17 protein-coding genes are annotated in these 14,714 nt (G+C 40.0%); 1 reads left to right on the top strand and 16 read right to left on the bottom strand.

Features of this window, described 5'->3' with window-relative positions; translation table 11 throughout:
• Positions 1-17 precede the first annotated feature (17 nt).
• The 11 genes from H8S40_RS03880 to H8S40_RS03830 form a co-directional block, all read right to left on the bottom strand.
• Positions 18-818 (bottom strand): class I SAM-dependent methyltransferase, encoded by an 801-nt coding sequence (locus H8S40_RS03880; protein ID WP_186864599.1) that lies wholly within the window; start codon positions 816-818, stop codon positions 18-20.
• Positions 818-1,597, bottom strand: a complete 780-nt coding sequence (locus tag H8S40_RS03875; RefSeq protein ID WP_186864598.1) for an alpha/beta fold hydrolase — start codon at positions 1,595-1,597, stop codon at positions 818-820. The genes H8S40_RS03880 and H8S40_RS03875 overlap by 1 nt, the downstream gene beginning before the upstream one ends.
• Complete coding sequence (locus H8S40_RS03870) at positions 1,584-1,799, bottom strand: ketopantoate reductase family protein (protein ID WP_366482220.1); 216 nt, start codon at positions 1,797-1,799, stop codon at positions 1,584-1,586. Before H8S40_RS03870 ends, H8S40_RS03875 begins: the two co-directional genes overlap by 14 nt.
• A 250-nt stretch (positions 1,800-2,049) precedes the next feature.
• On the bottom strand, positions 2,050-2,565 hold the full coding sequence (locus H8S40_RS03865; protein WP_186864597.1) for a cysteine hydrolase family protein: 516 nt from the start codon (positions 2,563-2,565) through the stop codon (positions 2,050-2,052).
• A gap of 35 nt (positions 2,566-2,600) precedes the next feature.
• Positions 2,601-2,750, bottom strand: a complete 150-nt coding sequence (locus H8S40_RS16060; protein ID WP_186864596.1) for a hypothetical protein — start codon at positions 2,748-2,750, stop codon at positions 2,601-2,603.
• Positions 2,751-2,755: 5 nt separating this feature from the next.
• On the bottom strand, positions 2,756-3,367 hold the full coding sequence (locus H8S40_RS03855) for an energy-coupling factor ABC transporter ATP-binding protein (RefSeq protein ID WP_243238177.1): 612 nt from the start codon (positions 3,365-3,367) through the stop codon (positions 2,756-2,758).
• A 249-nt stretch (positions 3,368-3,616) separates the two neighbouring features.
• Entirely contained in the window at positions 3,617-4,519 is a 903-nt protein-coding gene (locus H8S40_RS03850) for an AEC family transporter (RefSeq protein WP_186864595.1), read from the bottom strand.
• Positions 4,520-5,004: 485 nt separating this feature from the next.
• Positions 5,005-5,463 carry an Hsp20/alpha crystallin family protein gene (locus tag H8S40_RS03845; RefSeq protein ID WP_118725160.1) on the bottom strand — a complete coding sequence of 153 codons (459 nt, stop codon included), beginning with the start codon at positions 5,461-5,463 and terminating at the stop codon, positions 5,005-5,007.
• A gap of 83 nt (positions 5,464-5,546) precedes the next feature.
• Complete coding sequence (locus H8S40_RS03840; protein WP_118738326.1) at positions 5,547-5,975, bottom strand: Hsp20/alpha crystallin family protein; 429 nt, start codon at positions 5,973-5,975, stop codon at positions 5,547-5,549.
• 340 nt (positions 5,976-6,315) lie between these two features.
• A complete protein-coding gene (locus H8S40_RS03835) occupies positions 6,316-7,539 on the bottom strand; it encodes a tyrosine-type recombinase/integrase (RefSeq protein ID WP_186864594.1) in 1,224 nt (407 codons plus the stop codon).
• 200 nt (positions 7,540-7,739) lie between these two features.
• Positions 7,740-7,934 carry a hypothetical protein gene (locus H8S40_RS03830; protein ID WP_004841353.1) on the bottom strand — a complete coding sequence of 65 codons (195 nt, stop codon included), beginning with the start codon at positions 7,932-7,934 and terminating at the stop codon, positions 7,740-7,742.
• 607 nt (positions 7,935-8,541) lie between these two features.
• On the opposite strand from H8S40_RS03830, the gene H8S40_RS03825 reads away from it, so the two are divergent.
• On the top strand, positions 8,542-9,096 hold the full coding sequence (locus H8S40_RS03825; RefSeq protein WP_004841349.1) for a helix-turn-helix domain-containing protein: 555 nt from the start codon (positions 8,542-8,544) through the stop codon (positions 9,094-9,096).
• A gap of 144 nt (positions 9,097-9,240) precedes the next feature.
• Here H8S40_RS03825 and H8S40_RS03820 read toward each other — a convergent pair whose 3' ends face one another.
• From H8S40_RS03820 to H8S40_RS03800, 5 genes are read right to left on the bottom strand one after another with little or no spacing between them, the layout of a single operon-like run.
• Entirely contained in the window at positions 9,241-9,942 is a 702-nt protein-coding gene (locus H8S40_RS03820; protein ID WP_004841347.1) for a succinate dehydrogenase/fumarate reductase iron-sulfur subunit, read from the bottom strand.
• A 2-nt stretch (positions 9,943-9,944) separates the two neighbouring features.
• Positions 9,945-11,501, bottom strand: coding sequence for an FAD-binding protein (locus H8S40_RS03815; RefSeq protein ID WP_009246016.1), 1,557 nt, complete (start codon positions 11,499-11,501; stop codon positions 9,945-9,947).
• The gene (locus H8S40_RS03810; RefSeq protein WP_004841344.1) at positions 11,498-12,037 is read right to left on the bottom strand and encodes a hypothetical protein; all 540 of its coding nucleotides are present in this window, start codon (positions 12,035-12,037) and stop codon (positions 11,498-11,500) included. The genes H8S40_RS03815 and H8S40_RS03810 overlap by 4 nt, the downstream gene beginning before the upstream one ends.
• A gap of 8 nt (positions 12,038-12,045) precedes the next feature.
• Entirely contained in the window at positions 12,046-12,555 is a 510-nt protein-coding gene (locus tag H8S40_RS03805; protein ID WP_004841343.1) for a DUF6921 family protein, read from the bottom strand.
• 14 nt (positions 12,556-12,569) lie between these two features.
• Positions 12,570-14,690: a heavy metal translocating P-type ATPase gene (locus H8S40_RS03800; protein WP_186864593.1), complete on the bottom strand. Its 2,121-nt coding sequence runs from the start codon at positions 14,688-14,690 to the stop codon at positions 12,570-12,572.
• Between the last annotated feature and the right edge of the window lie 24 nt (positions 14,691-14,714).

Raw genomic sequence — 14,714 nt, 5'->3', positions numbered from 1 at the left:
GCATCATCTCCTTAATATCAGTCACATTTCTCCAAAACTATTATTTTGTTCGAGATATTCCGAACAGCTGGTATTTTACCTATCACACAATAAACAGGCATAAGCTCTTTCATTCCTTCAACAAGACTGACTTCCTGTTGAACAGAAAATCCCGGCACAATTCTTTGCAGTTCTGTTCCGTTCTTAACTCCCCAGGTGAATTTTGCATTGCTTCCCTCTATGGATTTTTCTTTCACATGATTTACAACAAAAGGTGACATGGTTTCGACCATTACTGTAACTTTCTGAAATGATTTATCAATAATAGAAAACATCTTCCTGATATCTTTCTCATACAAATACATGGTAAGTCCTTCGATTATTACCAGAATATTCTTACCGTGATAATCGATATCATCTATGTAGGAATCATCCATTGCAGACTTTGCAATCTGATACACCGGATCAGTTTCGGTAAGGAACTGGCTCCTTATTTTCATTGTTTCCGGAAGGTCTACATTATACCAGCGCAAATATTTTCCCTTCATCCGGTAGCATCTGGTATCCAGTCCACATGCAATATTTATAACAATTGTATTTGCATTTTTCTCCAAATATTGCTCAACCATCCGGTCTAATACAATTGTTCTTGCAATCACACCATAGTTCATGGCTTTATCTTTATCTGCTATAGAAAAGTCATAGTCCAGCTTTTCCACAAGTTCTACTGCAATCTCATCTTTGATCTTTGCATTTTGTTTTTTTGTTTCTTTTGCTCTTGCATACAGGGTCTGTACCATCGTTTCCGGCACACCTGTCACATTCACTTTTTCTTTCATTATCTGTCGCCTTCCACTGATTTTTTTACTTCTTTTACCCACTCTGCACTATGACAGCAAAACAGTTCTTCATGCTGCATGTTGTGTCTCCGAATATCCGGATTTTTGAAATAAGTACAATATCTCTTTTCATATTTTTTACCCATCTTTGTAGCGTAAAACACATGGATAGTTGTTCCCGGCACATCAATTCCATGCTGGACTTTCGTAACCAGATCCGAATAGAACTGATTATAAATACTCTGTTTTGTAATCCACGGATTTCCTCCTTTACCGATTCCAAACATATTCAAAAATCCATTATATAATTCTTTTTTAACCTCATCTGTCTTATTCAGTTTTTTCTGCATTAATTTCGGAAGAGCACCTGTATGTATCATTTTATACATGAAAGGGACTACCATGGATGACTTGATTTTTGCCACAAGACGACCTGCTTCGTCCATATCACTGCTCCCAATAATGCCATGATCTATATGGATTCTTTTTCGCTGAATCAAAAGGGATACAAAACTTCCACCAAGGGAACACCCATACGCTGCTTTAATTCTTCCACCATACTTTTTCTTAATTTCCAGCTCAATCTTTTCACATTCATCTTCCATTGAATAAAATTCTGTTTTCTCATTTGGATCAAATCCATCATAAGAAACTGTTACCGTGTAAAAATAAGGATGTAATCTATCCAGTACATGTTCAAAGCTGCTATACAGGCAACAGGTACCAGGAAATAAAAATATCACTGGTTTACTACTGTCTCCACTTTCATAAAATTTCATATCTGGCCTCCTTTAGTTTTTTCATATAAGCATAAAATTGCTTATGCAGCTCCCTCTGATTTTTCTTATAAAGCAGTCCATTTTTCTTTAAAAACTCAAGTCTTTTACCTCTGGCATAAATACTCGTATCATAGCCAGTTTCTGCAAATAAGACCGCATACAAGGATCCAATCACACCTGCACCATAAATCAATATTCTCATAGAAATCCGTCCTCTTTTTCATTTTCAAAAAACTTCCAGTGCTCATGTTAGTAATATCTAACTCTCATTTTCTAAAAAACCGTGTGAAAACAAAACTATAATTCCACACGGTTTCTTTTCTTATGCATTCAGTATATCACTTTTACCTGGTTAATCAACCAAATTTTGTCTTCAAAATCGTACGTTTCTGTTCACTATCCGGCATTTTCTCTGTCGTATCTGGCACTTCATTACCACTATCCAGCATTTTTCATAGTATCTGGCACATTTTCATCGTGGTCAATGCTGCTTCATGACTTTTCGGTGTGACACCTGCGCAGCAGGAAGCAATGACTTTTACTGGAATCTCCGGCAGATATGCCTTAATTAAAATTGCATTGGAGACAACACAGATATCAGTGCAAAGTCCGACCAATGTAACGGTGATATCTTCTTTCTCTGCGATTTTTGCAATCTCGTCTGCAAGAATTTTTGAACCGAACGTTGGCTTGTCAATCACTGTTGCATCTTTTAATGCAGTTTTCACTTTTTCATTGATCTGCCAGCCCTCTGTTCCCTTCACACAGTGCACAATCGGAAGATTTTTTCCTTCCTGTGTCTCCAGATAATTTTCCAGATGTGTGTCTCTTGTTGCAAAAATGTCTTTTGTGTCATACTTTGCAATCTCTGCCACTACATTATCCACGATAGCCACTGCCTCTTTTGTTCCGAGTGAACCGTCGATAAAATCATTCTGCATATCTACCACTACTAACAAATTTCTCATTATCTAAACCTCCGCTTTTGTTTATATTCCTTTTCTTATTCTAATGAAAAATAGAACTTCTTATACCCAAGCCGCTGACACAGCTTTGTCAAATACGGCTGGTCGAGCCTTGCCTGCTCCAGGATATCCTTCTGTGCAAACACTTCCTCTTTTGTGCCGTCTGCGAGCACTTTTCCGTGCGCCATAACAATCACACGCTCGAAACTCTCTGCCACAAAATCCTGTCACAGTATTCTGCCAGTTTTTCCAGTTTCTGTTCCACCATAATGATCGTAATCCCTGATTTGGTGAGCTTATCGACCGCCGCAAAAACTTCCTCACTTCCCGCCGGATCAAGCTGTGAAGTAGGCTCATCTAACACGATTACTTCCGGTTTCATCGCAAGAATACCTGCCAGCGCTACCCTCTGCATCTGACCACCGGACAGATCAAACGGATTTCTGTCCCGGTAATCCGCAATATCCAGCAGTTCCATCACCTCATTGACACGGCTTATCATCTCTTCTTTCAGAACACCGAAGTTCTGCAAACCAAATGCAATTTCTTCAAAAACCGTTTCTTTTGCACCAGTGAGCTGGTTAAACGGATTCTGAAATACCAGACCGACTTTCTGGCACAGCTTTGAAACAGTCGTTTTTGCTACTTCCGTGTCCCCGATCAGAACTTTTCCTCCGTAAGCCCCTTTGAAAAACCCCGGAACTAGACCATTGAACACCTGACAGAGCGTACTTTTTCCAGCTCCATTCTCTCCAATAATCCCAATAAAAGAACCCTTGTCTATTTCAAAATCTAGCCCATCCAATGCAAGCTTTGTTGTATTTGGATAGCGGTATTTTAAATTTTCAACCTTTATAGATTTCTGTCATAACAAAATAGACTGTCTGCGCATTGATACCCACGCTGACAACAAGCCAATGCAAAATGCCATCGACAGTTATGGCTTCCGCTACTGCGGAATTATCCATGTTGCCGACGGCACACCAAGAAATGCTTATGATTTAGTTTGATTTTCATCGTGACGTATTCGCATGTAAAATTGCTGCGCAGTGCCCTATCCGGCAATCAGCATACACAGTGGCATTGTCAGGATTGAAAGCAACGTTGTCACTGTAAAAAGCTCTGTCGCATAATGATCATCATGCTCATACATAATCGCCATCGTAATCGTCATGGCACCGGCCGGACACGCTGCAGTCACTGCGGCTACTGTCCGCATCTGATCATCAATCGGCAGAAATCTCAGTAACAAACAGAACAGACCTGCCGAAACGATCAAGCGCAGTAACGCCACGAAAAAGAGTCTTCTTTTTATCAAAACCTCCTTAAAATTCAGCTGTGTCATAATCGCGCCGGACAAAAGCATCGCCAGCGGCGTATTCATATCGCCAATGGCACCCATTGCAAAATCAATACTTTCCGGCAGACGAATCTGAAAAATAAAGAATACCATACCTGCGATGACCGCAATGAGGCATGGATTAATCAGCTTCTTCAGCTGAAAACCGCCTTTATCCAACAGCATGATGCCATGTGTCCAGCAGAAAATATGAAAAACGGCGACAAACACGGTTGCATAGATAACACCGATATTTCCAAAAAGCGCATAACCAAGCGGAACCCCTATAAATCCACAGTTATCATAGATCACTGCAAACTTCTCAATTGACAGATCATACCCTTCTCTCTCATGCAAAAGGAAATGACCAATCATAATGGAAATCAGATAACTGATGACGGCCAACACAAAAAGAAGGCTCATTTTTTTCAGCAACTCACTGTCATACTCCATCTGAAAGGAAGTAAAAATCAAAATAGGATTCACAACCAGTGTACTCAGTCTGGACAAACGCTGTTTTGTATAATCATCAATGATTCCCATCTTACAACAGATCACGCCTACAATCATAATAATAAAAATAGAAATAATCTTTCCAAATACCGTTGCAACTATCATTCGCTATGCTTCGCCTTTCTCTTTAACTGTCCATTTTTTCAACTCATATAATACTACATACCGATATACCGGTCAACAAGCCGATCAGCACCTTCATGTCGATGACATGAATGAAACCTTGCAGATTCGCTCCGCATTAAAGAGCTACTGCACTCTTCAGATTGCCAGGGAATGTGACAGTTCCAGAGCACAGACCCTGTTTGCCCACAACATTTCGACAAGATTCGACAACTTTTCAACCACATCTATATAAATTGACATTTTTATCCACAAAAAAGGCTTTATAATCCAAAATCGTCTCTAATTCTAAGATTATAAAGCCTTCCAACTTTTGAAGCTGATTCTAAACAGCTCCAATTATTTTCATTTTTGCATCCGATTTATTTAAAACCCTAAAAGTAGCGAAAGGCCGCAACCCAAATGGGCTGCGGCCTTTTTGATTCAGGACTTGCTTAGAATTCCTGCGCTTCATATACATTTATTTTTTACTGGATAGAAATATATTTCTTCTCTTCTACAGCAGGTTTTGCTTCTTTCTTAGGTACGAACAGTGTCAGAATACCATGTTCAAAGGATGCCTTGATATCCTCTTCTGTGATATCTTCGCCAACATAATAGCTTCTCTGACATGCGCCTGCATAACGCTCACGTCTGATGTACTTGCCTGTCTTCTTGTCTTCCTTATCTTCATCAAGACCCTTTGCTGCACTGACGGTCAGGTAACCATTATTCAATTCAGCCTTAATCTCGTCTTTCTTGAAGCCCGGAAGATCAATCTCAAGTTCATAGCCATTGTCCAGTTCCTTGATATCTGTCTTCATCAGATTGCCTGCATGGTGACCATACAGTTTCTTCTCTGCCTTATCTTCTGCTCTGTTGTCATAATAAAATGGAAAATCAAAGAAATCATCAAATAAATTATTGTTAAAAATGCTAGGTAACATAAGTCATATCTCCTTTTCAATCAAATATCTATATTCCAATCTGTTAACTGTTATTGTCTAAAAACATCTGAGCCGATGAATCATTATCCCTCAATGGATATATATTTCTTCTGCTCTACTGCAGGCTTTGCTTCCTCTTTCGGAATTTCAAGCTTCAAAGTGCCATCCTCGAACTTAGCCTTGATGTCTTCCTGTTTAACACCTTCACCAACATAAAAGCTTCTGCTGCATGAACCGCTGTAACGTTCACGTCTGAGATATTTGCCCTCCGAGTTCTTCTCATCTGTCTGCTTATTCGATACAGCACTGACGGTCAAGTAGCCATCCTTCAGTTCAGCTTTCACATCTTCCTTCTTTACTCCCGGCATGTTCATCGTTACTTCATAACCATGATCTGTGTCTTTCACATCTGTGGTCATCAAACCTGCTGCATTATAATTATAATTTCCATCAAATGGGAATCCAAAAAAGTCATCTAACAAATTCTCTCCAAAAATACTAGGCATTAACATAAGTCATATCTCCTTTCAAAAGATATCTTAAAATCTAATCAAGCACTTTCGGATTGCTCCTGAGTGTTATCAACATTTTCAACTCCGGATTCGGAACTCTTCTTTTTGTTCCTCCTCCTTTGTTCTATATGTAATATAGCACTCATTATTAGCACTGTCAAGAGGTGAGTGCTAATTTTTTGTGAAGAATTTGTGAAGCCTTGATTTTATGGGCTTCACAGAGGTTTTTCACTTGCTTTCGCACTCGATTTTCTTGATTTTACACCATTTTTACACCATTTCATTTGATTTTGGTGTAACACTCACTTTATTTACACCAAATTACACCATCGACTTACATTTACACCACAGCAGGTACAGTTTCCGGCAGATTCATTTTTGACATCTCATTTTCTACATGAGCCATTTCAGCGATATGATTGTAGATATTCATAGTGATCTTCGCATCAGAATGTCCCATTACATATTGCATAACTTTCGGATTAACATTATTCTCACCCAATCTGGTACATCCTGTGTGACGAAGAATGTGTGCAGATATATGAGGCATCAGTTCTGGCTCCCTGTTCTCATTTTCCGCCAATATTGTTTCTCTCTTATTATAGGCATTAACGATATTCTTCAGAAAACTATTCACACCTGCTGGCATAATCGGACGCCCATGTTTTGTGTTAAAAATAAAACCACTGCGTTTACCAATCTCTACATTACTCTGCAATCCCAACATCAAATTTAATTCCTTCTGCTTACGAAACGCATCATATACGGTCTGAGTCATAGGAATTGTTCTGATTCCAGCATCCGTTTTTGTCTCCGAATCATGGAAACAATAACCTTCTTCTCCCTCATAATAAACAAGCTGTCCATTCACATGAATTTCCCGGTTTTTCATATCCACATCTGACCAGGTCAATCCGATTGTTTCACTTATTCTCAGGCCGGCTCCAAACATAATCTGCATCATTTGCAAATGCGGCTTATACACCTTACTGTTCTCCACAAATTTCAGAAGCTTCTCTTGTTGTTCCAGCGTTAATGCCTCTTTCTCCTTTGCAGCAGCACCATAATCGCCAAGAGTTCCTGTTACCGGATTTTTACGGATAATCCCATCCTCCACAGCCATATTAAATGCTGGGTTTAATAAAGCATACATACTTTTAATCGTGCTGTGTGCCAAATCCTCATCCGAAAGTCCTGAAAAAAATGTCCGTACATGAGATGTCTTAAAATCAACTACACGGATGTTTCCAAGAGTATTCTTTATCCGATAATTCCATGTTCGCCAGTAGTCCTTTTTCGTTTTTTCCCGGATATTCTTTGTCGCCATATATCGCTTAAATAATCCATTTACCGTCAATTTCTTTACAGATGTGTCCGTAATAAGCTGATCGTCAATATCTTTATTGATTTTCTTTTCCTGCTCACGCAGACTTGCCAGATCCATGTCATAGATTGTAACACGCTTTCCGGTAAGCTCATCTTTGTAACGATACATATAACGTCCGTCTGGACGCTGACTTTCTCCAGTTTTTAAATTTCTGCCTTTATTGTCTTTTCTTGCCATACTAATCATTCCTTTCACATTCGTTGTTTGTTATTCGGAATGATTTTTGTCCTGTTCGTATCAGTCATAATCTGTCTGATATCTGTTCACAGATTAACATAATATTTTAGGATTTCCAAGGGTAAATTCTTGAAAAACACTAATTTTTCTTTGCACTCTCATTCCGAAGGAAATTCGTTGTTTTCTCCTGTTCTCATCCATTACACTGCCATTGCATCAAGATATTTTTTTATCTTATCTACGTTATAGAGAACACGTCTGCCAACAATGATCTTTGCTTCTGCACAATCTGCAATTTTTCTTGCTGTGACAGCACCACAGGATAACATTGCCATTAAGCCTTCAATGTCCACAGTCAGACGATTTTCAGTGTTATACTCTGTTGTCTTTCTCATGATGCACATACCTCCTTTCCTCCGTATTCTTTTGCATCACCTCCCAGACAGCGGTTTCATGCCCGTTGTCAGTACCTTCTCCTGTTGTTTCTGGTTTTACCTAATGATGAATCTTTTTCTGTTCGGCGTGTTGGCTTCCATTCGTACAGGCGGTGTCAACGTTACATTTGACCTCTATCAGAACTTTTCTGAATGCTGCCAGCTTCTTTTCAAGCATACCAGCCGTTGCCGGAGTATCTTCGATTTCCACATACTACTCTCTGGTATAGCGGTGGAACTCTGTGTTGTCCTTTAATCCTCTAAGGGCACCTATACAGCTCATTCAATTTTCAAGGTGCGGAAAAGCTCTTGAATTCCTATTCAAAACCTTTTTCTACTAATCACACGTGGCAGAGGCGATAAGGTCATATTTTTCATAAAAAATTTGATTTTTTTCATCTCAGCCTTGTCCATTCGCTTTTATGCGAATATTGATTATACTGTCATTATATTTCGCTTTAATGTTAATGTCAAGTTTTTTTATTCGCTCAAATGCGAATGTTTCTGTTTACATTTTGAGATTTTGATAGTAAAATGGAATTATCAAATAGAAAGCAGGAAATCTGATATGACGATTGGTGATAAAATAAAAAAAATCCGGACATTCCGGAATATGACACAGGCAGAACTCGGTGCAGCTCTCGGCTGGGGCGATAAAGGTGCAAATCGCCTTGCTCAATACGAAACCAACTACCGGGTTCCCCGTAAAGATCTGGTTACTGAAATGGCTAAAATTCTCGATGTGAACCCAATTGCTCTGTATGAACCAACTATAATGAATGCCGAAGAATTAATGGAAACACTTTTTTGGATTGATGAATTTAATCCCGGTATGATTAAACTATTTCAATTAGAGACTTATCCCGGTGAAAAATGCAATTCCAGTGAAGATACCGCCGTCCGCTATCATGACTCTGACGACTGGCCAGTCCATCCACCTGTTGGCATGTGGTTTAATTATGGGGTTCTCAATGATTTTTTGAAAGAATGGACTCTTAGAAAAGAAGAACTGAAATCTGGCGTGATTACCAGAGATGAATATTTTGAGTGGAAAATCAACTGGCCACAAACCTGTGATGACTGTGGAAAATATGAACCCCAAAAGCATTGGAAAAAATCATAATTTATCTGTACTCACCGTACACTCGAAATAAAAAAGAGATGCCAGTAATATACTGATATCTCTTTTTCTCTACTATAATTTTGTATGATAGAGCATGTCTTCCATGTAGAAGATTAAGCTAGAAAAACTTCCAGCTCTTTTTAATCATTTCTTCCACACAGCGGCTGCATTTGACCTTACCATAAGCTCCTCCACCGGAATCCCTGCCGGACATATATTCTGGCATGATAGTGATTTCCCACATCCTTCAAAATAATGTTTCCTATATTTCTCTGCTATTTGTTCATGGTGTGAAGTATCCTGCTCCTCATTCAGTATCCTGTATGCGTTTACCGGAGCAATGGCACCTGCGAAGTCTTTCCCAAAATCAAAATTCGGACAGACCTCAAGACAACATCCACACATAAGACATCTTGCTGATTGATAGCGTATCTCATGAGTATACTCTGTCATATATGCATCGCTTTCAAGCCACAGGTTGATCTTCTTAAGATTTTCAAAAACAACTGACCTGTCGACGATCAGATCTTTTACTACCGGAAATTTACTCAAAGGTTCCAGTACAATTACTTTTCCCTTTAGAGATTGCAAAAATGTAGAACAGGCAAGTTCTGGCAGACCATTGATTCGCATCGCACATGCCCCGCATTTTTTCACCATACAGCCGCATTCCCATGAAATCGGTTCAGCTTCTTTGCCTGATTTATCAGTAAGTTTCTGTCTTGCATTCAGTTCATTCAGCATAGCTGCAATGGAAAGCTCACCCTCTGCTTCTATTTCAAATTCCTGCCAGAAAGGCTTTGCTTCTTTATTTTCCTGACGCTTTATACGAATGGTATATCTCATTTTTACTGCCGCCTTTCCGGAATTTCTTCAAAATGTATCTGTATCTTTTGTCCATTATAGCTTGCAATGGTTGTTCTTGCAAAATCATCATTTTTCTTCGGATAGTCTTCTCTGTAGTGTGCACCTCTGCTCTCTGTTCTTTCGATGGCACTCATGATTGCAGCCTGTCCCAGCAGTGAAAGTGAGCCTTTTATTTGGCATAGCTTCTCCAGTTCTTCTTCCATGCGTTTCCGATTTCTTACAACTCCAAGTGTATTTAGCATGATTTTATTTATTTTCTTCTTATCAGGCTGGCTGATGGATTCACACAAATCTGCCAGCTCTTGCGTCTCTGTTACCAGCATATCCTTAGCTGTCATTGCATCCTCGCAGGCAGTCTGTGCTGCAATTCTGCCACCATAGATTGCTCCAAGCAAAGAATTACCACCAAGACGATTTGCTCCATGATACTGTGCACAGCACTCTCCGGCAGCATATAGATTTCTGACAGGTGTACGATGCTTCTCGTCCACGTAAATACCACCCATAAAATAATGGATACCCGGCACAACCTGTACCGGCTCTTTTCTGATATCCTTATGAAGATAAATCTGACAATCCGATACCAGCCCCGCAAGTTTCCTGTCTGTCACATCTTTAGGTATCTCTGTCATATCCAGATAAACAGGACTTTCCTTACTTATTTTCCATATTTCTCTTGCAGTGATGTCTCTTGGCATCAGATTGCCAAGTTCCGGATATTTTTCTTCCATAAAATACCATCGGTTTCCATCCCTGTATGTGAAAAGGCGACCACCTTCTCCTCTGGCAGCTTCGCTGATCAGCATTTTCTTTCCGCCAATCTCAACTGTTGTCGGATGATACTGGATCATCTCAAGATTAGCCATAGGAACACCTGCCGAAAACAGGCTGGCACTTACTTCACCGGTATTTGCTAAGGAACCTGTCGTATTTCCAAACAGTCCATGCATACCACCGGAAGCCACGATAACTGCATCCGCATATAGCATTTTTATCTCACCTGTATAGTTATCGCAGACAACACATCCATGACATATGTTCGCTGTCATCAGTAAAGTACGGAAAGAGTGATGTTCAAAACGCTCTATCTGTCCCTGCACTTCTAATCGCCGTACTGCATCTATCATAGCTGTCATGATCTGTTTTCCGGTATCACTCTTTGCAAACGCTGTCCGTTTCTTTTTCTGTCCCCCGAAATTTCTCAGATCCAGTTCATCATAACCACATGTATTAAACTGCACTCCGATGCTGTGAAGCCACTTTACCACTTCCGGTGCCGCCTGTGTCATATTCCAGACTGCGTTTGGATCTGCCAGATTGCATCCGGCTTTTATCGTATCTTCGTAATGTTCCTGTGTACTGTCATCTTCTCCCTTGGTATTAAGTGCGGCGTTGATACCGCCCTCTGCCATAACTGACTGTGCTCTCTCAGAAGGCAGAGAAGAGATTAACTTTACACTGCATCCTTCTTTTACTGCCTGCAAAGCTGCCGACAGACCGGCAAGCCCTGCTCCGACAATAATCATATTCTTTTTCATAATGTATGCCATCCTATATAGTAAATGATAACTGCCCCTGCACTAAACAGCAGCAGAACCGACAATATCAGATAAATGTCTCCTCTTCTCTCCTTATAGCTTATGATTCCAAGCGATACAAGCAGTGGACGGATATTTATAAAAAGATGAATAAAAAGTGCTGCAACCAGTAACAGCTGCGTAATGAGTTTTACTGTTGTAAACGGAAACAAAATATAGATCCCGTCCTGTACTCCGCCAAATAATCCTATATGGAAAAACATCAGAATAAGTATTGCAAGTCCGCTGGCTCTCCTTGCCCAGAATACTGCATTTTGTTTTAAGTAGCTGTTACCTGCATTTTTAGAAATTTTCAAAGTATTTATGGTAAGTATGACTCCAATCACAGTATGTGCTGCAAGAACAGCCACTCCAACCCATGCAAGTATTTTCCCGGCACTGCTTCCAATTCCAAGAAGCATAAAACTTCCCATAAGACCATGCAGCATAAAAATCACGAGCAGTAATACGGAAAGTATTGTATTTATTTTTCTCATTCTTCCGCTCACCTCATTTCTGCACTGTCCAGTATGATATAGTCAGCATTTTCAAGAGCGTCTGTGCTGACCAGATCACTTTCAGAAAGGAATGCTTCATATTTCCCACTGACTGCCCTTGAACGCAGCATTGTACCGCTGTATTGTTTTATCTGCACATCAGCACCTGCATCATTAAGCCTTTCGCATAAGGAATCGGCATATCTTATAAGCGCATAATCTGTTTCCGAAACATAAATATCAAATGATAATTCTGTATCTGTACGAATGCTATCCGTCTTTCCTGTTACAAATGCTTTTAATTGCTCTCTTATATCCTCATCTGACAGTTTATCAAGCAACGGATTCATACAGAAAATATAACTGCCCTCAAGCTGTGCCGAGCTTTGGGCTGCTTTCTTTGCCTTTGGTGTTGCACCTGTAACAGCATCTATAATGGATGGAGGGGAGTGCAGTAATGCACCAAACCCTGCAATCAAAGCAATTACCACCACCAGTAAAATAAGTCTACGCTTCACTGCACTTTTCTCCTTTATTTTTTCAAAATCCTCATGGCATTCAATACTGCTATAATCGTAACACCAACATCACCAAATACAGCTTCCCACATGCCTGCTATGCCTAATGCACCCAGTATAAGGAACACACTCTTGATTCCGAGTGCAATGATAATATTCTGCATAACAATTCTTTTCGTTGCTTTTGCAACATCAATCGCATCCACAAGCTTTGATGGTTCATCTGTCATCAGAACAACATCTGCAGCTTCAATCGCAGCATCTGAACCAAGTCCACCCATCGCAATTCCTACATCGGCTCTTGCAAGAACAGGTGCATCATTGATACCATCTCCTACAAATGCAAGTTTGCTTCCTTTTGTCTTATGCTGATCCAGATACTCCAGTTTTTCAACTTTCTGATCTGGAAGTAACTGTGCATAATATTCATCCAGTCCGAGCTGCTCTGCCACAGCCTTTCCAATCTTTTCATCATCACCGGTAAGCATAACTGTTTTCTCAACACCGATTTTCTTCAGACTGGCAATCGCATTCTGACTGTCATCTTTCACTTCATCGGCTATTACGATACATCCGGCATATCTGCCATCAACAGCAATATAAACCTTTGTTCCGGCTGACTGGCAGGCTGCATAAGATACTTTCTCAGAATCCATAAGTTTGCTGTTTCCTGCAAGTACTCTTTTACCACCAATCAATACACGAATTCCATGTCCTGATATTTCTTCATAACCGGAAAGAACAGACTGATCAATTGTTTTGCCGAAAGCCTCCTGTATGGATTTTGCTATCGGATGGTTTGAATAGCTTTCTGCCTGTGCAGCATATTCAAGAACCTGCTCTTTTGTAAAGCCGAATTCTACTGTGATATTAACAACCTTAAACACACCTTTTGTCAGGGTTCCAGTTTTATCAAACACGACGACGCTTACCTTATTCAGTGCTTCTAGATAATTGCTTCCCTTTACAAGCACACCTCTCTTTGATGCCGCACCAATTCCACCAAAGAAGGTCAGAGGGATGGAAATAACCAATGCACAAGGGCATGAAACGATTAAGAATACAAAACCTCTGCGAAGCCATTCTGACCATCCACCACCAAGAATGACAGGCGGAATAATAGCAAGAATAGCAGCCATGCCAACAACAATCGGTGTATAATAACGTGCAAATGTTGTGATAAAGTTCTCCGTAGGTGCTTTTCTGGAAGAAGCATTTTCAACCAGATCTATAATCTTTGTAACTGTTGATTCTCCAAAACTCTTTGTAACTTTAATTGTAAGAACACCGCTCTGATTGACACATCCTGACAGTGCTTCTTCTCCCTTACGGATGCTTCTTGGAACAGATTCACCGGTAAGTGCTCTTGTATCAAGCATTGACTCACCCTCTGTAACAATTCCATCCAAAGGAATCTTTTCTCCCGGTTTTACAACAATCAGTTCGCCAATCGAAACAGTTTCCGCTGCTACTACTACCAGTTCGCCATTTCTTCTGACTGTAGCCGAATCCGGTCTGATGTCCATAAGATCAGAAATTGATTTTCTGGAACGCTTTACAGCAAGTGACTGGAAAAACTCACCAACCTGATAAAAGAGCATAACTGCTACAGCTTCTGGATACTCCCCGATTGCAAATGCACATATTGTAGATAAACTCATCAGGAAATGCTCATCAAAAATCTGTCCTCTGGTAATATTTTTTACTGCCTGCCATACGACATCCCAGCCAAGAATAATATATGCAACAATCAATACACCAAGTTCTACAGGAAGCGATACATGTCCAAATAAGGTCAATCCCATTCCAACCGCATAGATGACTGCACCTGAGATCAGACGTATTGTAAGCTTTTTATCATCATCACTATATACCGGTGTTTTCTCTTTCTTATCTGGAGCAACAGATGTATCTGCCTTTTGTTCTGATACTTCAACATCCGGTTCATGGCTGTGTACAATCGTCTCAATCTGCTCAACGATTGAATTGTCGAATGTTTCAGTTTGTATTGTAAGAGTCTGTTTCATCAGATTGACAGATGATGAATTCACATTCTCTAAATCGCCAACTTCTTTTTCAATCTTTGCCGAACAATTGGGACAATCAAGTCCCTTCAGTAAAAATATTCGTTCCATTCTAACCTCCATTGTATATGTTTA

It is taken from the genome of Ruminococcus hominis (assembly GCF_014287355.1).
Lineage (GTDB): Bacteria > Bacillota > Clostridia > Lachnospirales > Lachnospiraceae > Schaedlerella > Schaedlerella hominis.
The sequence above is the reverse complement of the archived record's forward strand: the minus strand, read 5'-3'. Positions and strand labels throughout refer to the sequence as shown.